Annotated in this window: 7 protein-coding genes; all 7 read left to right on the forward strand. The window is 74.1% G+C overall.

Annotation, left to right across the window (positions count from 1 at the left end):
- Window positions 1–50: 50 nt before the first annotated feature.
- The 7 genes from LCD33_RS14475 to LCD33_RS14510 all read left to right on the forward strand — a co-directional run bounded on the left by LCD33_RS14475 (window position 51) and on the right by LCD33_RS14510 (window position 26,841).
- Window positions 51–20,441 (forward strand): hypothetical protein, encoded by a 20,391-nt coding sequence (locus LCD33_RS14475; protein WP_224977940.1) that lies wholly within the window; start codon window positions 51–53, stop codon window positions 20,439–20,441.
- An 81-nt stretch (window positions 20,442–20,522) separates the two neighbouring features.
- A complete protein-coding gene (locus LCD33_RS14480) occupies window positions 20,523–21,089 on the forward strand; it encodes a type VII secretion system-associated protein (RefSeq protein ID WP_224977941.1) in 567 nt (188 codons plus the stop codon).
- Window positions 21,090–21,207: 118 nt separating this feature from the next.
- Window positions 21,208–21,807, forward strand: a complete 600-nt coding sequence (locus LCD33_RS14490) for a type VII secretion system-associated protein (protein ID WP_224955963.1) — start codon at window positions 21,208–21,210, stop codon at window positions 21,805–21,807.
- 95 nt (window positions 21,808–21,902) lie between these two features.
- Window positions 21,903–22,859 (forward strand): hypothetical protein, encoded by a 957-nt coding sequence (locus LCD33_RS14495; RefSeq protein ID WP_224955962.1) that lies wholly within the window; start codon window positions 21,903–21,905, stop codon window positions 22,857–22,859.
- Between the two features lie 46 nt (window positions 22,860–22,905).
- The gene (locus LCD33_RS14500) at window positions 22,906–23,523 is read left to right on the forward strand and encodes a type VII secretion system-associated protein (protein ID WP_224955961.1); all 618 of its coding nucleotides are present in this window, start codon (window positions 22,906–22,908) and stop codon (window positions 23,521–23,523) included.
- A complete protein-coding gene (locus LCD33_RS14505; protein WP_224955960.1) occupies window positions 23,520–24,134 on the forward strand; it encodes a type VII secretion system-associated protein in 615 nt (204 codons plus the stop codon). Before LCD33_RS14500 ends, LCD33_RS14505 begins: the two co-directional genes overlap by 4 nt.
- 295 nt (window positions 24,135–24,429) lie before the next feature.
- Window positions 24,430–26,841, forward strand: a complete 2,412-nt coding sequence (locus tag LCD33_RS14510; RefSeq protein WP_224955959.1) for a right-handed parallel beta-helix repeat-containing protein — start codon at window positions 24,430–24,432, stop codon at window positions 26,839–26,841.
- Window positions 26,842–26,968 lie beyond the last annotated feature (127 nt).

Consider the following 26,968-nt stretch of genomic DNA (forward strand, 5'->3'; position numbering starts at 1 on the left):
CCCGCACCGACATCACCGAACCCGACGAGGGCCCGGACCCGCGGGCCGAGGTGCGGGAGCGGGCGCAGCGGGCGCAGGACGCGCTGGGCAAGATGACCGAGCGGGCCTTCGAGGAGCTGTTCGTCGAGGCCCGCGGGATCGTGCAGCCGCTGCACCAGGTCCCGGTCGTGCTGGACTCCCCGAAGCCCGCCGAGGCGCGGATGCGCGCGCTGATGGACGACGTCACCACCCTCGTCGCCCGCGAGCTGCAGGAGAAGGGCCCGGACGCGGCGACCGCGCTGGCTCGGGAGCTCGCGGACGAGCTCGGCACCCACCGCACCGAGGGCCTGATCGGCGGCGGCCGGTTCGGCGCGGGCCCGCTGGAGGCGCTGCCCTCCGCGATCCCCGAGCACGCCGAGGCCGGACCCTCCGGCACCACTCGCGACCGCTCCGCCGACTCCCGGCCGAGCACGCACCTCGACGCCGAGCCGGAGCGGGGCGCGGAGAGCTCCGCCGAACGCGACGACGAGGTCTCCGGCGGCACCGAGCAGCGCGGGACCGAGCAGGACGGGACCGAGCAGGACGGGGCCGCCGGGTCCGCCCGCACCGAGCAGGACGCCGCGGACCGCTCCGCTGAGCTGGACGGCGAGTCCGCGGGCCGCGCGGCCGCCGCCGACGCGGCCGACCGCGGCACCGACGCCGAGCAGGTCCGCGACGAGTCCGACCGGTCCCGCGACGAGTCCGACCAGAACCGCGAGGAGGCCGCCCGCGAGGACGCCGCCGCGGCCGCCCCCGAGCGCCGCAAGCGGCTGCGGCTGCCGAGCTACCTGTCCCGCGGCCGCGGCCTCGGCGCGGGCGTGCAACTCAGCCGCACCGAAGGCGCCGACCAGGTCGTCAGGGCGGTGACCAAGTCCGTCGGCGGCACGCCGAAGAAGAGCGAGATCGACGCGCTCGGCCACGCCGTGCGCAACGAGTTCGGTTCCTTCCTCGGTGACGGCCGGGTCGTGTCCGTCGGCAAGGAGCGGTTCCGCATCACCGCCGATCTGGACTGGTCGGGCCGGACCCCCGCCGAGGCTGCGGCGAGCTCGAACGCGGCGAGCACCGGCGGGTCCACCGGCTCGAAGGCGGCCACCAGCACCGGCCGAACCCCGATGTCGCGCTGGTTCTTCTTCGTGCCGACGGTCCCTGGCATGTTCGTCATCGGTGCGGTGAACGTGCCGACCGACGTCGGTTTCTCCCGGTCGAACTCGCGGGAGAACTCGCAGAGCACCCGGATGACGGTGGCGCTGCCGGAGACGGTCGCCGACGGCGCGTCCGGCTACCGCGGCATGACGGCGCAGCGCGTCCCCGCCACGTTCACGATCAACCGCCTCGATTCGGCGGGTGACCCGACCTTGCCCACCACGTTCGTCGGCAGGACGCCGGGCGCGGACCCGGTGGCCGTGGAGCTCAGCGTCCCGGTCGGCCTCGGCGGCGAGGGCCGCGAGGTGGCGGTGCCGGAAGCGCTGCCGCCGTCGGTGGTGGAGAACGCCGACGTCCGCGGTCAGGCCCGCGGCCGCTACCGGGGCAAGCGGTTGGCGCGGCGCTTCGGTCGCGACGACGGGATCTTCGAGCAGGTCGCCGCGCACCTCGGGAAGCTGAGCGAGGACGGGCAGAACACGCTGCGCTCCTTCCTCGGCTCCGCGAACGTGAAGCAGCGGCTGCCGGAGATGGCCGTGACCCCGGAGCAGGCGGCGAAGGGCCGCGGCTGGATCCAGTCCGACGCGCTGCTGCCCGGCGGCAACCCGCTGAAGCGGCTGCTGCCTGGCCACACCCGCGCGGTGCAGATGCGATTGGTCGCCCGCAAGGTCGCCTACGAGCAGACCATCGAGGGCGCGCACTACGCGGAGGTCCGCACCGAGGGCTCCAGCACCAGCAGCGCCAACGCCACCGCCCGGGACGGCAGCGGTTCGCTCACCGCGGGCCCCGGCTACGACGTCGGCGTGGTCTCGGCCGCGGCCGGCGTCAACGTGGCGCTCGGCGGCGGGCACGGCCGCACCCAGGAGTACGGCCGCAGCACCGGATCCGAGCAGGGCAGCTCGCACACCGGCGACGTGGTGCGCTACCGCACCGTCTACGACCTGCAGGTCCGCAAGCCCGGCGACTCGCCGATCACGTTCGCCGAGGCCGTCGAGGCCCACCAGCTGGCCCGCCCGGAGGACGCGGGCGCGGCGGGCATCACCGCGGACGGCACCACGACCGCACCGGTCGGCAGGCAGGAGGTCGCCGACGCGGCGGCGTCCGCCGCGCTGGACCACAACGCCGCGAGCGAACTGCTCAGCAGGATCATGCGGGACTCGGCGGCGGAGCTGCCCGGCCACCACCGGTGGAAGTGGCGGGACACGTCCTTCGTCACCGAGTTCGACGACCCGAAGCTCTCGCACGGCATCGACGGCAAGGGCGAGCGCAAGCTGGCCCGCGGCGAGCAGATCCACGAGGCCGTCTCGCCGGAGCAGCTGGTGCGCCGGGCGCCGGACATGGTCGCCGACCGCCCGCTGCACCTGGACCTGCAGCCGGAACCGGGCCGCGGCAACGACTACCGCGCCTCGTTCCAGGTGAAGGCGGAGCTGCAGGGCGAACTCCGCCCGCTCGGGCCCGCCGAGGGCACGCCCACCTCGGTGGCGCTCACCGAGTCCGAGTCCGGTTCGCACGCCAAGTCGCGCAGCTGGTCGCTCGGCGGCGGCGTCGTCGCCCGGCTGTACACGGCGCTGCACGGCACGGGGATGATCACGACCCAGCACAAGGGCGGCTACTCCCGCACCACGGGCACCGAGCTGGGGCAGCGCGCCGACAGCTCTACCGGCGGCGTCCGCGGCGGCACCCTCGACGGGTCGGGCAACGTGCGTCCGGAGCCGATGCAGCGCTACGCGGCGACGGTGAAGCTGACAACCACCGGCCAGCACTGGTCGCGGGCGAACGAGCTGGTGCGCGGCGTGACCGTCGGCTCCCGCGGCCTGGACACCCCCGAGCTGCACGACCTGCGGATCGTCGACGAGTCGGCGGCGGCCGAGGGCCGCGAGCCCGGCACCGTGACGGTGGACGTGGTGGTGGAGCTGCCCGCCTCGCACGGTCCGCTGCGGCTGGAGGTCGCCCCGGAGAACCGGACCGAGCTGGCCGACGTCTCGATCAACCGCAGCGCGGAGCTGCGCCGCGGCGCCTCCCGCAAGCTGGACGGGCTGCAGGTCGTGGCGTTCCACGGCCTGGAGCACGTGCGCGACTCGGTGCGGTCGATGCTGGCGAAGGCGTCCAACGACCCGATCTGGCACTTCGCCGACGGCGACAACTCGGGCCTGATCGACCAGGCGATCTCGGTGGAGGCGCTGCGCGGCGACCCGCGCGCGTTCAGCCGCCGCACCAAGCTGACCGGATTCCGCTGGCACCGCAGGCGCTCCGACGTCGAGGCCGCCGCGGCCGTGTCCTACATGCTGCGCGACCCCGAGGTCGTGGAAACCCAGTGGCAGCAGCCGAAGCAGTCCACGACGGGGGCGACCACCTCCGGCCAGGACGTCACCGGCACCTGGTCCGGTGGCAACGCCGTCGAGCCCGCGATGATCACGTTCAGCGAGACCTCGAACCACACGCCGGGCACGTCCGCGCACGGCGTCGGCCTGTTCATGCACGAGCTGAGCCTGTGGATGGGCAGCTTCAGCAAGAAGACCGGCCACCGCACCGAGGTCTCCGCGGAGCGCGCGCTGGCGCAGGAACCGCGCCGGATGCACCTGATCAACGCGAAGATCGAGACGACGGTCGCCGCCGAGGCCATCCGGCGCGGCAACCTGGACCGCTGGCGCCTCCGGAAGCCGAAGCCGGTGGGCACGGCCGCCGAGCGCTTCGAGCTGCCCGGCGCGGTGCGGGTGCTGGTCACCGACGAGCAGCTGCACGAGATCCGGATTAAGCAGGCCGAGGAGGACGCGCGCCGCGCCGCCGAACAGGCCGAGCAGGACCCGCCGGAGCTCCCGCCGCCGGACCGCTCCGCCGACCCGGGCCGCACCAGCGCCGTGCCGGACGGCGCGCGGGTCGGTGCGCCCCGCTGGGCGGGCGGCGTCACCGAGGCGATCGACCTCGTCGACCGCATCGATCCGTTGTACGAGCAGCTGGTGCGCACCATCGGCCAGGAGAACGCGGACCGGTTGCTGCCCGCCTCCTCGGTGGAGACGCCGCACGACAACCACCGCGAAGTGGAGCGGGCGCTCTCGCAGCTGCAGGCCTCGCTGGAGGACCTGGCCAACGGCGGTGTGACCTCGCTGATCCGGCGGGAGTTCCGGGTCAGCGGCGAGACCTACGAGCTGCGGGTGGACGCCTCGCTGCTCGGCGAGCCGGAGCTGACCGGCATCAAGCACGGCGAGCTGTCCAAGGCCACCTCGTCCTCGTTCACCACCAGCGTCGCCCGCAAGTTCAGCCGGGTCCTCGTCGAAGCGATGACGATGATGGCGCCCGCGGGCATGTTCCAGAACGAGTCGGCGCTGCACTCGGCCGAGGCGGACCCGAACGCGAAGCACGGCGCGCCGTACGGCAACTTCGGCTTCGGCGGCATCCACGTCCTGGAGTGGCTCAAGCAGACCCGGGACTCCAAGCAGGACGAGGTCACTCAGCACCAGCACAGCGAGTCGGTGCGCGGCGCGCTGGCCGAGCACCGGGCGGAGGTGCTGTTCGACGTGCGCATCGAGCGGCACGGCGAGCGCGTCGCCGCCGCGCCGGACACCCGCACCATCACCACGCACAGCGCCGTCGAGGACGCCCGGGTCGCCCCCGCGGGCGGTCCCCGCAAGCCGGAGGTCACCGCGCGCACCGCCGCCGACGCCACCCCGGAGGCGCTGTCCGAGTGGCGCGACGCCGGGAACCCGGAGGCGCTGCCCACCGACCCCGCGCAGTACCGCGTGATCGACTTCGACGGCGACACCGCGGGCCTGGTCGACGCCGCCGAGCAGGCGCTGGCGGGCGCCCGCGCCGACGTGGACCCGCACGTCCGGACGCTGCTGCGCGCCGAGCTCACCCCGAGCAGGCTCGCCGCTCTGCTGGACGCCCACCGGGATTCCGCGGAGGGCGTGCCGCTGGACCTGCCGCCGGAGCTGGGCGTGCGGCTCACCGTGCACCCGAAGGTGCCGGGCGATGGCGAGCTGGTCGGCGCCAGCGGCCGCATCCAGCTGGGCGGCAGCACGACCTCCACCGGCTCCACGCACACCGAGGTGGCCACCGGCAACGGCAACGTGGTCGCGGCGGTGCCGATCGTGGCGGCCGGCGTGCCGCAGGCCCCGCACTCGGCGACCTACGCCGACGGCCGCACCCCGTTCGGCGCCACCGGCGACTGGGCGCTGGCGATGGAGCCGCTGGGGGCCGCCGGTGCGGAGCACGAGCAGCAGGGCGCCGGGTCGACCGGTGGCGCCGAGCTGCCCGCGCCCGGCGCGCGCCCGGACCGGAGCGCGCTCACCAGCACCTGGGCGCACGGTGCCGAGTTCCGCTTCGTCGCCGAACCGACCTCCGCGCTCACCACCAAGCGGACCGCCGTCGTCGACGCCGAGTTCGCCCCGGGCGACGGCTACGTGCTGCGCCGCGCGGACCGCACCGACCGGCTGCCCGAGTCGCTGGTGCGCGCCGCGGAGGACTTCGCCGCCCGCGACCGCGAGTGGGCCGAGGCCCGCGCCGCCCGCCGTGCCGCCGACCCGTTCGGCCCGGACGTGCGGGACGGCGACTTGGGCGCCCGCGCCGAGGAGGAGTTCGCCTTCCGCACCGCCACCGAGGCCGAGCAGGCCGCGGAAGCCGCGTGGTGGCAGGCGAAGCAGCACTACGACGCCGAGCTGGCCGCCGCCCGCCACGACCCCGGCCTCAGCGGCACCGCCCCGGACCAGCGGCTGGAGCTGCCCCGCGCCGGCGAGCAGCTGCCGCCCGCGCAGCGCGCGAAGCTGTACTCGCTGGCCAGGGAGGTCGTGCGGGCGCACGACGCGGGTACCCCGGTGGTCGCTCGCTACCGCGTGACCGGTGAGCTCGGCCTCCGCTCCGCGCAGGACTTCTCCGCGATGATGTCCGAAGTGGACCGTTCGCTGCGGCTGGCGCAGTACGGGCGGCCGGGCGCGGAGCGGCTGCGCCGGGGCGCGCTGGGGATGGGCGACACCCCGCACTTCGTGAACGGTGACGGCCCGACCCGGGTCGAGATCTGGCTCGAACCGGACCCGGCGGCCCGCCTGGTGGACGGCGATGCCGAGCCGGTCGGCGTGCCGCGCGTGGAGGTCGAGGACACCGAAAGCTCGCGGAACGGCGAGAGCTCGCGGGACGACGGCGACGCGCTCTCCCGCGGTGACGAGAGCTCCCGCGACGGTTCCCGCCCCGATGACGAGCCGCGGGGCCGCGACCGCGAGCGGCTGGCACCGTCGGCGCGCTCGCGGTCCACGGTGCCGCGCAGCATCAGCCAGGACTGGTCCCGCCCGTCGCACCCGACGCCCGACCTCACCGACGCGGCGATCGAGCGGGCCTACGGCATCACCACCGAGAACCAGCGCCTGTTCCAGGAGTTCGTCGAGGAGCACGGGCTGGTCGTCGACGTGCGCCCGACGAACCCGGATTCGGTGCGGCTGCTCAAGGAGGGCGCCTACCCGAAGCCGCTGGAGATCAAGGCGAAGACGATCAACCGCCAGGACGTCCGGCTCGGCGCCCCCGAGCACGGCCTGGGCGCCGTCGGCTTCTTCGAACCGAAGCTGCCCGAGGACCTGACCGAGGCGGAGGCCCCGGGCCTGCGGGAGCGCGCGCGGCAGCGCCTCACCGAGTACCGCGAGCTGTTCTCCACCATGAAGGACCTCGCCAAGCAGTACTGGGTCGAGGACGGCGTGGTGCGCACCAACTCCGGCCTGGACGAGGGCGGCGCGTCCAGCGGCCGGAGCGTGCCGGTGGCCGGCGACCACGACGTGTTCAACATCCGCTCCGCCGAGGACGGGCGGGTGCTGCCGGAGGGCCGCTACCACGAGATGGTGCGCGAGCTGGTCGCCCGCAACATGGGTGTGCAGCACGGGGCGCACCGCTACTGGAACCCGCGCCGCGCCACTTACGAAGCGACGATCTTCGACACGATCAACCGGGGCCACGACCCGGGCCACGAGCCGCTGATCCGGTTCGCCCCCGGCGAACCGCCCGCCGAGGTGCACGCCGACCTGCCGGACATCCCGCAGGCGGGCGCCGACTTCGCCGCCGACATGGCCGCGCTCGCCGAGCGCTACCTCGGCCCGGAGGACGACGCGGCGCGGTCCGGGCGGACCTTCAGCTCCGACCCCGTGTCGGCCTGGGGGCCGTCCGCCGAGTCGCCGCGGGCGTGGACCGACGCGCAGGTGCGCGCCGACCTGGAGGCCGCCGCCGAGAACCTCTTCGACGAGAACCGCGGGCGGGCCCGGGACCTCGGCGACCCGCAGTCCCGCGAGGTCTCGCCGTTCACCCGCCTCGACGGGGACGTCGCGCGCACCGAACCGGACGCCGAACCCGCCCGCACCGCGGAGGAGGACGTCCGCGACGGCTACCAGCGGGCGGTGCCGCCGGAGCTCGCGCTGCCCGAGCAGCAGCTGCGGGATCGGACCGCCGAACTGACCTCGTTCGGCGATCCCGCCGCGCTGGAGCGGCACGCGCTCAACCCCGGCACCCCGGACCTGCTGGGCAGGCTCGGCGCCCGGATCGACGCGCTGCCCGACGAGGCCCGCCGCCAGGAGCTGCGCTCGCTGGTCGCGGACGCGGTGCTGGCCGCCACGACCGTGCCGGTGCGCACCGCCGAGCTCCCCCGCGGCGGGACCGAGCGGTTCCCGCTGCGCGCGATCACCCCGTCCCGGCTGGACCAGCTGCTCGTCGACGCCGAGCAGGCGCTGCGCTTCCGCCTCGACCCGCTGCGCACCGCGGGCCAGGAGCTCACCGAGATCGGCTACCGCGCCGACGAGCCGATGCCCGCCCGGCTGGCCCGGCTCGGCCTGCTCGCGCTGAACTCGCCCGCGCGGCAGGCGACGCTGGCCGAGCCGTTGTTCAGCGTGCTGCTGGCGAACCCGGAGGCGCTGCTGAACTCCTGGTTCGGCGCCACCGGCAACGAGCGGCAGCTGTTCCTGAACACCTGCATGAGCGCGGCGATCAACTCCGAGGTGCGGGCCTCGGTGCCGACGCTGGCCGGGTTGCTCCAGGTCGGTAGGGGTGCCGCGGACGTCGTGCTGCACAACCTCGGCCGAGTGCCGAAGGCGCGGCGCGAGAGCTGGGAGAACGCGTTCGGCCGCACCTACGAGGACATGGTGCGCAGCCGGGTCGAGCAGTCCCAGGCGGTCTTCGACGAACTGCGCGCCGACGGCCTCAAGCTGGTGCGCGAGGGCGGTGGCCGCGCGGAGTGGACGGCGCTGACCGAGCGCTGGTCGCGGACGATGCAGAAGCTCTCCGGGGCTTCGCTGCGGGAGAAGCCGCCGGTGCTCACCGACCAGATCCTCCCGGGACGCTGGGCGCTGAGCACGCTGCTCGCCCTCCCGCGCGGTTTCGACCGGCCGTTCCGCCGGATGCAGGGCGTCGACGGGCTGGTCTACACCGAGGCGCTGCGCACCCGGTTCGGCCTCGAACCGGACGCGTCGCCGTTCGGCGGGAACGGCGCGCAGTCGGTGCGGCCGGACCGGCTCGTGCCGCTGCCCGAGGTGTTCGCGACGCCGGAGGGCGGGCACGCCCTCTGGCAGCGCGTCGCCGAGCGCGCGGGCGTCGTGGTCTACACCCCGGGGCACGCGCTGTTCCTCCGCGCCGCCGACCAGGACGGTGCCCCGGTCTTCGTGGTCCACGACCCGAAGTACGACAGCTCGACGACCATGCGGGTGGACGAGTTCGCCGAGCTGGCCGACCGCCGTTCGATCTCGGTGTCCCCGCGCCTGCTGCCCGACGAGGACGACGGCACGTCCACCGACGACGGCGGCACGCCGCGCGACGACGACGGGCCCGACGAGGGCACCGACGGCGAACCGCCGGCCCGGGACCCGGAGGACTCCGACGACGCCGACGGCCCGCCCGCGGCGGAGCGGGACGAGACCGGGTCCGAGCCGGACCGGCCCGCCGGTCCGGAGCCGGAGGCCGCGCGCTCCGACCGGGACGACACCGGTTCGACGCGCACCGATCCCGCGCAGGAGTCCCGCACCGAACCGGCCGACGCGGCCACCGGCACCGACGCGGACCCGCCCCGGCCGGAGCCGGAGAACGCCCGCGTCGAGCCGGGAACGGCGCGTCCCGAGGCGGAGACCACCCGCGTCGAGTCCGAGAACGCTCGTCCCGACGCGGAGAACGCTCGGACGGAGCCGGTGAACGCGCGGACCGAGCCGGAGAACACCCCGGCCGAGCCGGCCCCCGCGACGACCACCAGCGCCGAGCGGGGCCCGATCCGGGCCTCCGCCGAAGAATCCGCGCGCCCGACCGCGGAGCTCACGGGGGAGACCGCGCGGAGCACGCCGCGCACCGACCCGGCCGACGCGGCCCCGCTCACCCCGCCCGCGCGGGCGCACCTGCGCGCCGCCGCGGAATCCGACCCGGCGCCGATCGGCGAGCTGCCGCGCGACCTCGGCGGGACCGAGCGCCCGGCCGCGCCCGCGCGCGACGCGGCGACCGGCGCCGGTCGCACCGGCGACGCCGTGATCGACGTGGACGGCACCGCCCCGGTGCAGGGCCCGCGCACCGAGCGCACCCAGCTGGTGGCGGACCTGCTGCGGCACAACGCGGTCATCGCCGACTCGATCGACGGCACCGCGGTGCGCCGCGACGTGCGGGCCGAGCTGGTGGGCTCGGGCGTGCCCGCGGACCGCGTCGAGCGGCTGCTCGACGGGCTCTCCGACATCGCGCTGAAGGACGACTTCAAGACGCTCACCCACGAGGGCGTGCGGCTGCGCTCCGGGCACGGCGCGGACGCCGTCGAGGTCCACGTGCGGCTCCGGGCGGGCGACGACACCGCGCCGGACGCGACGGGCGTGCCGACCGAGGGCAAGCAGGACTTCGCGCACGGCACCGACGTGGGCGCGGGCGGCGCCTACGGGAAGACCTCCGGCAGCGGGGCCTCGGCGCCGCGCCGCGACGGCGGGTTCACCCACTTCCTGTCCGTGCCGCTGGGCACCGAGCACCCGGTCCGCTCCCTCGACCCGACGGTCGGCTTCCGCGGCGCGACCCCGACGTCCTCCTGGCAGCACGCCGACACCACCGAGCTGGAGCACAGCACCAGCTACACCCCGCCGAACACCTGGTCCGGCAGCACCCACGACCTCTTCCACGACGTCGTGGTGCGGTACCCGGACGAGATCTCGGAGCTGACCGGCAGCCGGCCCGGCGGCGCGAAGCTGAGCATGCCGGAGATCTTCACCGAGCTGGACCCGGCGGAGGCGAAGGCGAACGGCGGCCCGCGCGCCACCTTCGTGCGCGGCGACCCGGCGCTGTTCGACGTGCTCGGCGAGCTGGTGGGCGGGCACCCGGACTGGCGGGACGCGCCGGGCACGATCAACTCGCCGGTGCGCAACGACCTGCTGGAGCTCAGCGGCGGCAAGAACCTCTCGCACCTGGGCAACGACGTGCTGGACGGCACGACGCTGACGAAGGCGCTGGAGACGCACAACAGCGCCGGTCGCCGCCGCACCGCGCAGGTGGAGATCCGGATGCGCCAAGGCGCCGGGCGCGGGTTCGCCGCCCCGCTGCAGCCGGCCCCGGAGACCGCGTCCCAGCACAGCACCGGTTCCGCGGACTCCTTCCGCACCGCGCCGGAGGAGGCGCCCGCGGAGCCCACCGGGACGATGCTCACCGAGCAGGGCCGCGGCTACAAGCACGAGGCCACGCAGACCACCGCCTCCACCCAGCCGTTCAACGTGAACGCCGGTCTCGGCCTCGGCTTCAGCTGGAGCCTGTTCGACAACCCGAGCACGCACCAGCCGAGCTACGTGCACGGGGACCGGCTGGACCTGCGCTTCGACGGGCGCGCGTTCCGCTCCAGCGGGCTGGACCGCTCGTCGGTGCGGACCGTGGAGAACACCGCGGCGACCACCTGGTTCGGCAGCGGCAGGCTGCACGGCGTCGCCAGCGACCTCGACTACGACATCACCGTCCGGTTCGACGACGGACAGGTGCTGGCGGCCACCCACCACGTGCCGGAGGGCGCGACGACGTGGACGCTCGCCGACGACCCGGCGACCGCGAAGGACGCCGAGGAGGACGCCGGGCACCCCGACGACGCGAACGCGGCGGCGTTCTCCCCGCACAAGGTGCTCGGAGCAGCCGAGACGCACTTCCCGCACGCCGACCGGCTGCGCGAGTCCGTCCGGGACCGGCTCCCGGCGGACGTGGTGCGCGACTTCGCGGGCACGAGCCGGAACGTGCGCGTGTCCGGCAACGAGGTGGCGCTGTCGTACTTCCTGTCGCCGCGCGGGCTGCTGGCGCACTCACCGCAGCTCAACGGCGACGGGATGTCCTTCCTGCTCGGTCGCGGCGACGGCGCGCGCACCGGGATCCCGGAGGACTTCGTCCGCGTCGTGGTCCGCGCCGTCGACCCCGCCGCCGAGGTCGCGGAGACCGGCTCCGAGCTCGACGGGCCCGCGGACCGGGACGGGACGACCGCGGACCCGGCCGAGCGGGACGGTGCCCCGGAGATCCCGACGATCACCGTCACCGACGTGGACGCCCCCGCCGGGCGCGCGAGCGAGGACGCGGACGGCAGCAGCGCGGCCCGCCGCTACACCCCCGACACCGACCGGGCCGCCGACGGTTCCGGCTGGGGCGACGCCACGCTGCGCGGCGAGCTCCAGGAGAAGGGCCGCATCGACCACTCGGAGACGGTGCGCGGCGCCACGACCGCGGGCGGCAGCTCCGGGGTGCGCGCGGGGATCGGCTCCTCGCGGATCAACCGGACCGTCGAGTTCACCGGCGGCTACAACCGCTCCTTCGGCGGCGAGCAGCGCACCCTGACCTCCTCCAGCGGGCAGGGGCGCGGCTTCGGCTGGGCGGGCGAGAAGTTCAGCTCGCACCCGCGCGAGGTCGACTACCTGGTGTCCCTGCACGGCAAGGGCGTGTCGGAGACCTTCACCGTCCGCGGCGGCGAAGCCACCACCTATCGCAGCGGCCGCACCCGGCTCACCGATCCCGGCCCCGACCGCGAGTCCGGCGCGATCACCGAGCCCGGCGGCACCACCGAGCCGGGGGCCGGCACCGAGCCCCGCACGAGCACCGAGGGCGGCGGCGGGTTCCGCCGGGTCGAGCACGACCGCCCGCAGCGGCCCGTGGGCTGGACGCCCGCCGCGCTGCCGGACCACCACGCGCTGCACGGGCTGGACCTGCCCGGCGGTCGCGCCGACCGCATCAACGGCGACCTGCTCGGCGAGAGCCCGTCCGGCGCGCGGGTGGCCGAGCAGCAGGTGCACGCGTTCGTCGGCGAGGACGCGATCGCGGTGAACCTGGACCGGGTCACGACCGGGACCTACCGCACGCCGGTGCACCGCCACGCCGAAGGCGAGTTCTTCGGCTTCCGCGACCGGATCGGCGACGTCGCGATGCATTCGGAGCTGAGCAATCCGACGGTGTCCGGTCCGCCGACGAAGATGACGTTGACGTTCATCACCAACACCACCGGCTCCACCGGGCACGGCGCGGACCGCACCCGCAACGACTACACGTTCGGCAACGGCCGGATCAGCGTGGCGCCGATCAAGAAGTTCTACCTGCTGCCGCAGCCCGGCTACGGCTACTCGCGCTACGACGTCGAGGGCGAGTCGTTCAAGCAGGAGCACGAGCACACCACCACGACCACCTACGTCGGACCGGCGTACCTGGTCACCTACGACGCGACGACGCTGCTGTCGGCCCGGAACGTCGACCACACCGGTGTCGGCCCGTACGACGGTCGCGGCGTCGGCGAGTGGCAGCACTACGAGGCGCACCGGCGGAACGCGGTGCAGGTGTGGGTGCCCGCGGCGGAGATCGACCAGATCGGGCTGCCGGAGGGCTGGGACGCCGGGCACGAGCAGGCGAAGGCCGACGCCCGCGCGAACGCCGCGTCCCGCCGGGACGGGGACGCGACCCGCGAGGACGGGGACGCGACCCGCGAGGACGCGGCGGACGGCACGACCGCCGAGGACGGCACCGCCGCCCGGACCGAGGACGACCAGGCCCGCACGGAGGGCGACCCGGCCCGGACCGAGGGCGAGCAGGCGCGCACCGAGGAGAACGCCGAGGAGAACTCCGAGGCCGCCGCCGAGCCCCGCACGGCCCCCGCGATCACCCTCGACGGCCACGCCTCCCCGAGCGTGCGCCCCGAGGTCACCGAACGCCTCGTCGCCCAGATCAAGGACGCGCTGCTCAAGGTCGACCCGGACGTGGTGCCGCGGACCGACCTGGCCCGCTTCACCCGCTTCCTCACCTCGGGCATCGCCGACGGCGTGCGGCACGTCGTCTACGGCGCCGGGCACCGGGTCGCGGCGGAGGAGCTGGCCCAGCAGGTGCTCGGCGAGGTCTCTCCGCGCGGCGTGGCGCAGCTGCTGCCGGACCTGGTGGGCCTCGGCAAGGAGTGGTCCACCTCGGTGGACGGCCCGCTGGGGTCGTCCCGGGTGACGCTGGCGCTGCGCGCCCGGATCGGCGAGGGCCGCTTCGACGGCACCGACGAGGGCTGGTCGGACAACCACCAGACGAAGGCCACCACGACGACCGGCTCCAGCTCCTCGTCCAGCCGCTCGCACAACGCGAACTTCTCGCTGCGCAGCCCGATCTACACGAACCAGCAGATCGCGCGGTCGGTCGGCACCGGCGCGCAGACCACGGGTTCGCTGGCGACGACGGTGCAGCGCACCGAGGAGTCGGTGAGCGAGCGCACCACCTCGCAGTTCACCAACGGCGACATCGCCCGGTTCAGCCACCCGATCGAGCTGGAGCTGGAGGTGCGCAAGACCTCGCACGCCAACCACGCGGCCCGCTCGCTCACCGGCGGCCTGGTGGACTGGGCGCTGCCGGGCGTGCAGACCACGACCGTGCGGCTCGACCCGATCCCGGACGCGGTGTCCAGCTACCACCCGGAGGGCGAGAGCAAGCCGGGCGAGCGCGAATCCCAGCCGGTGACGGGCTTCCCGGACGCGCACTACTCGCGAGTCGGCGCGCGTCATGTCGCCGGGCTGGTCCGCGACGTGGTGGACGGCGTCCCGGTGGGTGAGCACGTGAGCACTCCGCCCGCCGTGCCCGCGGAGGCCACCTCGGCTCGGCAGGCCATCAACAGCGGGGCGAACGCGTCGGCGCTGTCGGCGCACCTGCCCGCGGCGCTGGGGGAAGCGGGCTACCGGATCGAGGGCCTCGACCACGACGCGCGGCACTGGACCGCCGTCGGCCAGCGGCACCCGCTGAGCGCGCTGACCTTCCACGCCGAGCTGCAGCAGGCGCGGGTCACGCGCGCCGGCTACACCCCGCTGGAAGGCCTGGAGATCAACAAGACCGAGGTGACCCGCGGTTCGGCGGGCGACGAGCGCACCGCGGGGCCGATGTGGAACACCGCAATGGTCTCGGCACCACTCACCCTGTTCCCGCGGCCGAACCCGGGGTCGACCTGGGAACCGGGCACCGCGCTCACCGAGATGGGCGAGGTGTTCGGCCGCGGGCCCGCCATGAGCTGGCAGCGCACCGACGCCGCGAACCTCAGCGGGAAGAAGACCGAGGACATCACGCTCTCCGACGGCGAGGTGTACCTGGTCGAGGCCCGCACGAAGTGGACCCTCACCCCCGAGTACCGCGGCGAGGCGCCCGCGGAGTGGACGACGCCGCGCACCGCGCACGACACCGTCTACGTGCGCACCGACGAGAACGGCCTGCGCGCGATGGGCCTGGAACCGCCGAAGAAGGACGACGACGGATCGACCTCCGACGCGGACGAGTTCTTCGACGCCGAGGACGGTCCGGCACCGCGCGGCTCCGACGAGCCCGCCCCGCGCCGCCCCGCGTCCGAGGACGCTGCGCGGCTGGACGCCGACCGGCCCGCGGATCGCGACGCCGACGAGTCCGCAGGGCGCGACACCGACGAGCGCGCGGGCCGCGACTCCGACTCCGAGGAGTTCTTCGACGCCGAGGAGCACCTCCCGGGCGAGCGGCGCGCGTCCGACGCCGACCTCGACGTCTCGATGCGCTTCGCGGACAACTCCTACCCGCAGGGCTACGGGCCGGGCAGCCACTACCAGTACCCGCAGGGCTACGGCAGCGGCACGTACTACCCGGAGTCCAGCGGCTACGACCACGACGCCACGCCGGGCACCACCGTCCCGATCGCCTCGGACTTCAGCAGTCCACGGTCGAAGATCTTCGGCCGGGACGACCGCGGCCGTAAGCTCGGCATCCCGCTGAGCCAGATCGACTACGAGATCATGCCGTCGACCGGCGACTACAGCGAAGGCATCTCGTTCCGCCGCACCGGATACGCGCTCACCGAGTCCTCCGACAAGTTCGTGCAGACCCTGCCGGGGGAGAGCGTGGTCAGCGCGGCGGCGCGCACCAAGCGGCCCGGGGACGCCCAGCTGGACGGCAACGCGTTCTTCGTGGACGTCGCGCGCGACGGCGACGGCTACCGGATCCGGCTCCGCGACGGCCGGGCGGTGACGGTCAGCCCTGAGACGCTGGGCGCGATCGTGGCCCGGGTCAACTCGTTCCGCACGTTGCAGCGGGAGCAGAACTCGGCGGGCGACCCGGTCCCGATGTCGGTGGTGCTGCTGAGCTCGCCGCGGGCCAAGGTGAGCGGCGTGCTGGACCAGCTGCGGGAGGAGGGCTTCCACGGCGAGGTGCTGCGCCCGCGCGGCGACGTCACCCAGCTCGCCGACGGTCGGTTCGGCGTCGCGGGCAACGAGGGCTGGAGCCGCTACGGCGCAGGCAGCGGCAGCTCGAAGTTCGTGTACTCGAAGGGCAACGTCCGCAACATCGAGTTCTTCGAGCGCTACCTGCCGAACGCGGAGTTCATCCCGGATCACGACAAGGCCATCAAGGTCACGGACAAGAACTGGAAGGAGTACTGGATCACGCCGAGCGAGGCGCGGCCGAAGGCGTTCACCACGCGGGCCGGCGGTGTGTGGCGCGTCAACGGCCTGTCGTTCGTCGGCAAGAAGCACGACGTCCGGACAGACGCGGCGATCGCCGACGCCCTCGACGGCTTCACCCGCGTCGTGCGCACCCGCCCCGGTGAGGGCATCACCGATAAGCTCGTGCGCCGGCTGCCGAAGCTGTCCCCGGAGCACGACCCGACGGCTCGGCTCGCGGCGCTGCCGTGGAAGCTGGAGCGCCAGAACGTCCTGGACGTGACCACCGGCAAGGCCAAGAGCATCCGGACCGGCCCGGCGCTGCTGAGCTCGCACGGCAACGCCGAAGAGATGACCATGCACATCAAGCGGGGCGACCAGCAGCTGGAGATGTGGCTGCCCGGCAGCTCGTTCATCTACATGCTGGTGCAGCAGAAGGAGTTCCAAGACCTCTACGCCGCCAACCCCGGCGTGGAGTTCGCGGTAACCGTCTGCGAGGCCGGGGCCGAGGGCGCCAAGGTACTGCCGAAGATGATGGAGATGGCGAGGCGGTTCACCATGCCGAACCGCTTCTTCACCGGCGCCGACACCATCAGCATGATCAAGCTGGAGGACGGTGACCGAAAAGGCGCCACCATCGGCGTCGATAACAACAAGGGCTGGGTGTCCGCCTACGTCGCCTCCGACGGCCAGGTCGTGCACAACTCCTACCCGCACACCCGGTACTCCGACGAAGAGCTGGAGACGCTGCCGTTCCGCTCGAAGATCTCCAGCGGCGGGCACAACCACCGCGGCACCGGGCCGGTGCCGCTGAGCACCGAGTACCTGAACCCGAATGTGTCGGTGCGGGCGCAGGACGAGCAGGGCAGACCGTTGACGCTGCCGATCGACCAGATCGGCTACCACCGCACCGCCGGCGACTCCGGGCTCGGCGTCGCGTTCGGGCGGCCGGAGTTCCGGCTCGACGGCGACGCGGACCGGGTCGTGGCCACCATGCCGGGCGAGACCGTCGAGCAGGCCGCCGGGCACGAGAAGCGGCCCGGCCACGAGAGCGCGCTGCCGAAGGGCGCGAAGTTCTACGCCGAGGCCGCGAACACCGACCGCGGCTTCCGGGTCCCGCTGGTCGGCGGCAGGCACGCGTTCCTGCGCGGGGACGCGCTGGCCGCGGTGATCGGGCAGATCCCCGCCGCGAACGAGTTCCTGAACCGGGGCGCGCACCTCGCGCTGCTCGCCGACGACGTGGCCCCGGCCGAGGTCGTCGCGGGGCTCTCCCGGCAGGGCTTCGAGAGCTCCGTCATCTCCACCGGGGGCAAGCTGGGGCAGCTGCCGGACGGGCGGCTCGGCGCCGCCGGCAACGCCGGGTTCACCACGACGCGGGCTGACGGCACCAGCAGCACCCACGGCCGGTTCTCGGCGGGCAACGTGGAGAACATCGCGTTCTTCGAGTCGGAACTGCCGCGCAGCGAGCACATCCCGGACGCCGACGCCCCGATCCGCGGCGTGGACCTGAACGGCGAGCCGTTCGAATTCCTCCCGCACGAGGTGCACCGCGCCGGCTACCGCACCGGCGACGACGGCGGCGCCCGCACCACCGCGGTCGACTTCACCGGCGCGGACCGCTCCGCGAGGCACGGGGTGAACCCGTTCAAGCTGCTCGCCGAGCAGGCCGACTCGACGCGGCAGGTCGCCCGCACCCGGCCGGGCGAGGAGTTCGCCAAGACCTCCGCGTCCGGGCGGCGCAGGCTCGGCACCTCCGATCCGCTGCAGCGGCTCGTCGACTCCCCGTGGACCCCGACGAAGATCGAGGTCACCGACCCGGCGACCGGTCAGCGGAAGGTCGTGGACGCGGGCCCGAACATGCTCGGCGGGCACGGCAGCGAGCACCACGTCGGCGTGCTGGTGCACCGGAACGGCGTCGAGCACAAGGTCCGGGTCAGCGGTGCGGACTACATCCGCACCCTCGCGCAGACGCCCGAGTTCCGGGACATGCGCCGGGCGAACCCGCACAGCCCGTACCTGCTGACCGTGTGCAAGGCGGGCGGCGACGGCGGCAGCACCTTCTCCTCCGCGGTGCGGGAGCTGCGTTCGATGTCGGTGCGCAACGAGGTCATCGCAGCCCGCGACGTGCTGGACCTGACGGTCACCGGGAACAAGCCGATCGTGTCGGTCGTCGACAACCAGGGCTGGGTCAGCAGCCGGATCGAGGACGGCGCCGAGACCCCGGTGCTGCACGAGGGCACCCGCTACACCGCGGCCGAGCTGGCGACCATGATCGGCTACCGCCCGGGCGACGCCCGCGGTCCCGCCGCCGAGCACTCGACGTCCTTCGGCGAGGACGGCGGCCCCGGCCCGTCCCGCGGCCCGCGGCCGAGCCGGGAGGCGATCATCGCGGAGGTCGACCGGCTGGCCAAGAAGTGCACCTGCAAGCAGAACAAGAAGCAGTGGGGCCGCGTCACCCACGACGTGGTGGTCCGCTACGCCCGCAGCTACGAGGGGGACCGCACCGGGCAGAGCCTGCGGCACCTCGACCGCCAGATGTACAACGCGGTCGTCGCCGCGGAGCGCCGCGAGCGGACGGGCGACGCCGAGCCGGTCGCGGACGGGCAGAAGGTCCCGGCGGCGGTCGCCGAGCAGGAGCTCCAGACGATGCTGCACAACGGGCACCTGGTCTTCGCCAGCAACTACAACCGGTCCGTGTTCCGGCTGCACGACGTGCTGAGCGAGCTCAGCGGCACCGACCGCGCCTCGGACCTGGGTGACAGCGACGCCCTGCAACGGCTGGTGCAGCAGGACTTCGGCGAACCCGGCCGCGCCGGTGCCGACAGCGACGGCGAGGCACCCCCGGCCGTGCCGCCGAAGAAGGGCCCCGGCAAGCGCGCCTCCGGCGTCCCCGACGGCGGCGGCAAGCGCCGCCGGACCCTCGACGGGGTGGACGACTCCGAGCAGCAGCCCGGCGGCAAGGCGATGCGCGAGATCGAGCGCCGGCGCCGCGACCGGCAGGCCATGCTGAAGGTGCGGGAGGGTCTCACCCCGGACGAGCAGGCGATGGACGTGGACGGCTCCGGGAATGAGGTGTTCAAGCGGGACAACGAGACGCTGCAGGCGCTGCGCCAGGCCTCGCACATCCGCCTGGTCGACATCTCCAACGACAAGGCGAACGATCCGGCCTACCGCGAATACCTGGCGAAGCTGCTCTCCGACGACGCCGAGTACGCCGGCTACGCGTACCTGGTGTACGACGGCGACGGCGCGGGCAAGATGCACGCCGAGCAGAAGCTGCTCCAGCTGTTGCAGAACGCGGGGATCACCGCGGAGACCCAGGGCGGCCCCACCCACCTCCGCGGCACGAAGCGCCCGTGCGACCCGTGCCTGTCGCTGCTGCGCTACTTCCGGGACAAGGTCGGGCTGGACCTGCGGTTCAACGACCGCGGCAACCACTACTACCGGGAGTCCCTGGAGACCGGGGTGCGCCACCTCGCCGGGTACGACGAGTCGAAGGGGCCGGAGCTGGGCGAGCACCTGCGGGACGACCTGGGCGATCCGAACCGCGTCATGTACATGTCCGCGCCGAAGCACACCAGGCCCGCGCCGGCCGGATCCGCGCCCGGCCTGCGGGGCGTCGAGCTGGGCGCGGAGGGCGGCGAGCAGCAGCGCTACACGGTGCCGGAGAAGACCCGGGACGCCCAGGGCGAACCGGTGCTGGAGTTCCCGCCGGACTCCGACATCCAGGGCATGGTCGACACCGCCTCCAACAGCGAGGCGGAGGACGACGCGCCGATCACCGACCTGGTCGCGCACACCCGGCACCTGCGGATCGGCAACCGGCCGGGGGCCGAAGCACCCGAGGTGAAGGAGCCCGGCGCGGTCCGCAAGCAGCGCGAGCGGGCGCACTTCGACGCCGTCGTGGCCCCCCAGCTGCAGGCCGCGGCGGGCGAGGCGTTCTGGCGCGAGGTCGAGGCCCGCCCACCGCGCGGTGGCAAGTTCACCCTGGAGTTCCCCGACGAGCTGCGCCACAAGATCAAGGAGCTGATCGACGCGACCCCGGAACTCAAGCCGCGCATCTCCGAACGCCTCCGGATGACCACGATCGCGATGGACAAGCAGCTGGGCAAGATCGGCGGCTCCACCCGCAAGCTGGCCTACCGCGTCGAGAACATCGAGGGCGCGGAGGCCCGGCTGGCGGCCGCCATGCCCGCCGAGTTCCGCGCCATGTGGGAAGCCGAGAAGCGGGCCGCGGCGAACGAAGGCCGCGACCCGAAGAAGCTGGACTCGAAGAAGGTGAAGTTCACCGAGGCGTTCGAGGACGTGCTGCACGCCATGGTCAACGAGGGCGAGAAGAAGATCTCCGCCAACTCGGTCGCGCAGTTCCTGCTCATGCCGGAGAACACCTTCAAGAGCCGGATGCAGAACATCGCGAAGAAGCGCGGTGCCGGGAGCTAGGGGAGCGGGCCCGGCGCGGGCCCGACCGGGAACGGCACGGATAGGGTGGGTCGCGGGGCGGCCCCGATCGAAGGACTCCTGATGCGCGACGAGACCCCGCGGGACGACGCGGACCGCCAGTGGGTGCTGCTGGTCGACCCGGCCTGGCAGCCCGAGGCGGAGGACGAACCGGCCCCGGCGGAGGCCGTGGTCGGCGCCTGGGTGCTCGAGGCCGACGGCTCCGTCGGCCCGTTCCAGCCGAACCCGGACTACCTGCCCTCGCGCGAGGACTCGCCGACCGATCCGGTCGACGCCGCCGTGCAACTGGTGGTGCGCGGGGAGCAGCCGGAGCGGGCCGCGATCGAGACGATGCGGGACGCGATGTTCGGCATCGCCCTCGACGACCGGGGCGCCGCGATCGTGGCGCCGTCGCCGGACGGCGTGCCCTCGGTGCTGGTGGCGACGTCCCCGGTGCACGCCCGGCCGCTGGACGTGCCGAGCTGGCAGGAGATCAGCGCCGCCGACCTGGCCGCCTCGTTGCCCGCGGAGGGCGTGGACGTGCTGCTGAACCCGGGCGCCCCGGCGTCGATGCGGGTGGTCGCGGCCGCGCTCAAGGAGGTCGTCGCCGAACCCGCGCCGACCGCGCGGTCCCCGTTCGCCCGCCCGTGACGGGCCGACCGCCCGCGCCGAGCCGACCGCCCGCGCCGAGCCGACCGCCCGTGACGGGCCGCCCGGCCGCGCCGAGCCGACCGCCCGTGACGAGCCGACCGGCCCTGACGACCCGACCGTGACCACGAACCGAGAGGACCCCGCCGTGGCGGACACCGACAGCGCCGAGGCCGCGCGGGAGGACACCGGCGAGCACTGGGCGATGCTCGTCGACCCGAACTACGCCCCCGAGAACCCGGACGACCCGGTGCCGGAGGAGGCGATCGTCGGCGCCTGGTACGTCAGCGACGGCGGCGTCACCGAGCGGTTCGCCCCGAACCACGCCTACCGCCCGTCGAGCCCGGAGCTGCCGACCGACCCGCTGGACGCGCAGCTGCGCCTCGCCGCCCGCGGGGAGGGCACCGCGGACGACTTCGTCGCCTCGCTGCCCGGCGCGCTGATCTGCCTCGCGCTGGACGAGGACGGTTCGGCGATCGTCACCCGCGCCCCCGACGGCGTGCCGTCGGTGCTGGTGGTGACCTCGCTGGCGCAGTCGCACCGGCTCACCGTCGAGTCCTGGCAGGAGATGGACGTGGAGCGGCTCGCCGCGCTGCTGCCGGCGGAAGGCGTCGACGTGCTGTTCAACCCGGGCGGGGAGGCCTCGGTGCGGCTCGGCGCCGACGAGCTCCGCCGGGCGCTGGCCGCGGAACCGGAGGAACCGGGCACCGCCGGTTCGTGAGGGTTTGACCGCACCCCGGAAACCCCGGCCGGGTCGAGGGCCGGGGGCGGGCGCGGTCGTGGGACGATCGTCCGAGGGAGAGGGAGGTGCGCGGGGTGTCCACTGCCGATCGGATGCACGACCTGTTGCTGCACTTGGCGGGACGGGTGCCGGACGACTTCCTCGCATCGATGCGGGAAGTGCTGTCCACCGGAGTCGTCGGCCGGGTCGCCGGATCGGTGTGCGAACGGCTCGCGGAGGACAAGGTCTCGGTGACGATCGCCCAGGCCGGTCTGCTCAGCGAGCTCGTCGACGACGCCGCTTCCGCCGTGTTCACCGGCATCCCCATCGCCGACGAGACCCCGCCCGCGGTGTGGCTGTTCGACGCCGACGAGGCGCCGGAGCGGACCGCGGACGCGACCGCCGCGCTCAGCGCGGTGCTGTCCCGGAACCCGTCCGCCCGCGGCCTCTGGACCGCGTGGCGCCGTCCGTTCCGCGGCGAGGGCTCGCCGCTGCCGGTGCACGTGGTCACCACCGACGAGGACGGCGACCTGCCGCGGCTCAGCGGCGAACTGCACCGCGCGCTCGCCGACCACCCCGACGTGCCGCGGATCGAGGTCGTGGGCCCGCGGGACGTGCCCGCCTACCAGCGCGCCGCCCGCGGGCGCGGCACCCTGTCCTGGGCCGTGGACGAACCGGTGGAGCTCCGGATAGCGCGGGTCTTCGACCGCGTCGACCCCGACCGCGGCCCCGAGTTCGACCGCGACCACCCGGTGCTCGAAGCCGAGGACCGCGAAGAGGCGCTGGCCTACCTGCGCGCGGGGGAACTGCTGCTGAGCACCGGCGCCGCGATGGACGACGTGGTCGACCCGGACCGCGGGCAGGTCGTGCCGACCAGCTACCGCGGCGACGGCGTCTGGCTGTGGCCGGAGGCGGTCACCTACTACCTGGAGGAGCACGGGCTCGCCCCCGACGAGCGCTTCCTGGAGCACATCCGCCGCGCGGGCGGTCTGCCCGAGCCGCTGGACGCGGTGCGCACTCACCGCGCGCTGCGGCACCTCTTCGAATCCTGATCAACCCGCAGAACGCACCCCCGGCGGGGAGTGAGGAGACCGCGGCATGCCGGACACCGGCGAGTCCCGCTTCTACCTGCTGATGGACCCGGGCTGGGCGCCGTCGGCGGCGGAGACCGAACCTCCGGTCGAAGCGATCATGGGCCTGTGGCCGGCGGCCGAGGACGGCGGGCTCGGCAGGTTCCGGCCCAACCCGGGCTACGCGCCCACCGATCCCGACGCGCCCGCCGATCCGCTCGACGGGCTGTTCCGGATGCTCACCGCGCGCCGGGCCGAACCGGACCAGCTGCGGCTGCTGCTGCACGACAGCGAGCTGGAGGTGGCGCTGGGCCGCGGCGGCGGGCCGCTCGTGGTGCGCTCGCCCGACGACGTGCCCTGCCTGCTGGTGGCGACCTCGCCGCACTACCGGCTCGGCTCGGAGCAGATCGGCTCCTGGTGGCGGACCGGGGTGGACGGCCTCGCGGACCTGATCCCCGAGGGCACCGACGTGCTGTTCAACCCGGGCAGCCCGGGTTCGCTGCGCCTGGTGGCCGGATTCGTGCGCTCCGCCCGGGAACCGTCCGCCGAGCAGCGCGCCTCCGCGCGCGCCGGCCTGCCCACCGCCGCCGGGGAGCAGCTGCGCCTGCTGGCCTGGCCGATCGACCCCGCCGAGGAGTCCAGATGAGCGAGCCGACCCCGGAGCAGGACCTCACCGCCGGTGCGGCGGCGGTGCCGGACCGGGAGACCGCGCCGACCGACTGGATGATGCTCACCGACCCGGCGTGGGTGCCCGCGGAGGAGGACGCCGAACCGCCCCGGGAAGTGCTGCTCGGCGGCTGGCCGATGTGGATCGACGGCTCCTGGGGACGCTTCCAGGCGAACCCCGCCTACCAGCCGCTGACCCCGGAATCGCCGAGCGACCCGGTGGACGCGGTGCTGCGCATCATGGTCCGCGAGGACTACGGCGCGGATGCCCTGCTGTCGGTGCTGGTGGACACCGCGCTGGAGATCGCGCTCGACGAGGACGGCGTCGCCGTCCTCGACCGGTCCCCGGACGGCGTGCCCTCGGTGCTCGTGGTCACCGCCCCGGTCCACCGCGACCGGGTCGACGCCGCCGACTGGCGCGGCACGAACGCCGCCGAGATCGCCGGAGCGCTGCCGGAGAGCGGCGTCGACCTGCTGCTGAACCCGAACTCGCCCGCGTCGATGCGGCTGTCCGCCGACGCCCTCCGCGCGCACCTCGCGGCCGACGATGACGAGGCCGCCCGCGGACCGCTGCGAACCGAGATCGGATAGCGTGTGACCAGGGTGTCGCCCACCGCGATCACCCATGAAGGATGTCCCCAGGAACAGCGGCCCACCGGCTCCAGAGCCGCCGTGGCGACCGGGTCGGCGGTTATGACTGAATCGGATCGCCGCAGCGGGCCGCGGAACCGCCGGTCCACCCGGCGCGCGGTCATCGCGGACGCGCTCGCAGCGCACCGCGATCCGGATCGCCTCGGGTGCCGCCACGCCGCAGGAGCGGCCAGGAGCCGCTGCTCGGCGGGGACGCATCGGTCGCACGCACGGTGAGTACGGAGGAACCGGGAACGTGAGCCAGAACGTCATCATGGTCACCCAGGGCACCGGCCAGGGGCACCGGAGCATCGGAGACGCCGTCGACAGCGCGTCCGAGGGTGCGGTGATCGTGGTGGGTCCGGGGCGCTACACCGAGAACCTGGTGCTGACCAAGGCCATCACCATCACCGCCGAGGATGGTCCCGGGACCGTCCGGATCGTGGCGCACAAGGGGGTCGCGGTCGCGCTGGCCGCCGACTCCGCCGCGCTGTCCGGCGTCACCGTGGACGCCATCGACGGGGAGAACCCGGCCGTGCTCGCGACCGCCGGTCAGCTCACCCTCACCGAGTGCGAGGTCCGCGCCAGCGGCTGGGCCGCCATCTACGCGCGGGACACCGGCAGCGTGCTCATGCGCGAGTGCAAGGTGCGCAACCAGGTCGGCGCCGGAGTCGTGGTCACCTCCAAGCAGGGCGGTGTGCTGGACTCCTGCGAACTGCTGGAACTGGGCACTTCCGCGGTCGTCGTCGCCGACGGCGGTGGGCTGACGGTGCGCGCCTGCGCGGTGCGCGAAGCCGCGGGCAACGGGATCTGCCTCAACGGCCGGGGCCGGATCACCGTCGAGGACACCACCGTCGCGGGCACGTCGAAGCCCGCGATCGCCGTGGAGCAGCACGCGCAGCTCACCGCGACCCGGCTGAACGTGGTGGACAGCAAGGGGATCGGCTTCTACCTCGCCAGCTCCGAGTCCGTGCAGCTGGAGGAGTGCCGGGTGGAGCGCGCCGGCGCCGAGGGCATCTACGTCGCCGAATCCTGCTCGCCGATCATGCGCGGCTGCCGCGTCCAGGGCGCCCGCGGCCGCGGCCTGCACTTCGCGGGCCGGGCCTCCGGCGAGATCAGCCGCTGCGAGGTGTCCGATGTGGACGGAATCGGCATCGGCGTGACCGAGCGCAGCGTCCCCGAGTTCGACCAGACCGACGTCTCCGCCTGCACCGGCGGCGTCCGCGTCGACGACGGCTCCGACCCGTTCTTCCGCAGGCTCCGCGTCGTCGGCAGCGACGGCGCCGCGATCGCCGTGGACACCGGGGCGCGCGGCCGGCTGGAGAACATCGAGGTCGACCAGACCGGCGGCTCCGGCCTGGAGGTCACCGGCGAGGCGCGGCCCGCCATCAGCGGCCTCAGCATCCGCCGCGCGGGCGGCTCCGGCGTCGAGGTGAAGGGCGCCGCGCTGTCGCTGTCCAACTGCGACATCACCGAATCCGCCGGGTACGGCGTGCACGCCGGCCCGGGCGCGGACCTGTCGCTGACCAAGTGCCGGGTGCACGGCAGCGGCAAGGTCGGCTGCCACTTCGCCGACGGCGCCTCCGGATCCGTCACCGACTCCGAGTTCACCGGCAGCGCCTCCGACGGCGTCCACCTCGAAACCGAGGAGACCGTGGCGCTGTCCGGCTGCACCGTCCGCGACAACCGCGGCAGCGGCGTCCGGCAGCTCAAGCCCAGTGCGAAGATCACCGTCGAGAACCTGATCAGCGGCGGCAACGGTGCGCAGGACGCCTACGGCAGCTCCGCGGCGGCCACCACCGACCAGCAGTCCGCCGACCAGCAGGCTCAGCCCGCGCGGGACCGCGCGCCCAGCGGCTCCGACCCGCTCGGCGAGCTCAACCGGCTCGTCGGCCTCGACGGCGTGAAGCGGGAAGTGACCTCGCTGGTCAACCTGAACAAGATGGCGCAGCGCCGCGTCGACGCCGGGCTGTCCGCGCCGCCGATGGCCCGCCACCTCGTCTTCGCCGGCGCCCCCGGCACTGGCAAGACCACCGTCGCCCGGCTCTACGGCCAGGTCCTCGCCGAACTCGGCGTGCTGCGCTCCGGGCACCTCATCGAGGTGGCGCGGGCCGACCTCGTCGCGCAGATCATCGGCGGTACCGCGATCAAGACCACCGAGGCGTTCAACACCGCGCTCGGCGGCGTGCTGTTCATCGACGAGGCCTACACGCTCAGCTCCGGCCGGGGCGGCAGCGGACCCGACTTCGGCCGCGAAGCCATCGACACCCTGGTGAAGCTGATGGAGGACCACCGCGACGACGTCGTGGTGATCGCCGCCGGGTACTCCAACGAGATGCGCGAATTCCTCAGCGCCAACCCCGGCATGGAATCCCGGTTCAGCCGCACCATCGAGTTCGCGAACTACTCGCCGGAAGAGCTCGTCACCATCGTCGAATCGCAGTGCCGCAAGCACGACTACAAGCTCGAGGACGACGCCGTCACCGTGCTGCTGGAGTACTTCGAGGCCATCCCGAAGGACGGCACCTTCGGCAACGGCCGCACCGCGCGCCGGGTCTTCGAGGCGATGACCGACCGGCAGGCGTCCCGGCTCGCGGCCGACGTGTCGGCGATCGACGACGACCTGACGATCCTCAAGGCCGAGGACCTGGACACCTCGCTGGTCTGACGGGTTCGGCGGCGGGAGCCGGACGGCCTCCTGCCGCACCGTCGTCGCGGGGGGGGGGGGCCCCGGCCCCCCCGGGGGGGGCCGCGCCCCCCGCCGGGGGGGGGGGGGGGGGCGCCGGCGCCGCGAG

This window comes from Saccharopolyspora sp. 7B (assembly GCF_020177435.1).
In the GTDB taxonomy this organism is placed as follows: domain Bacteria; phylum Actinomycetota; class Actinomycetes; order Mycobacteriales; family Pseudonocardiaceae; genus Saccharopolyspora_C; species Saccharopolyspora_C gregorii.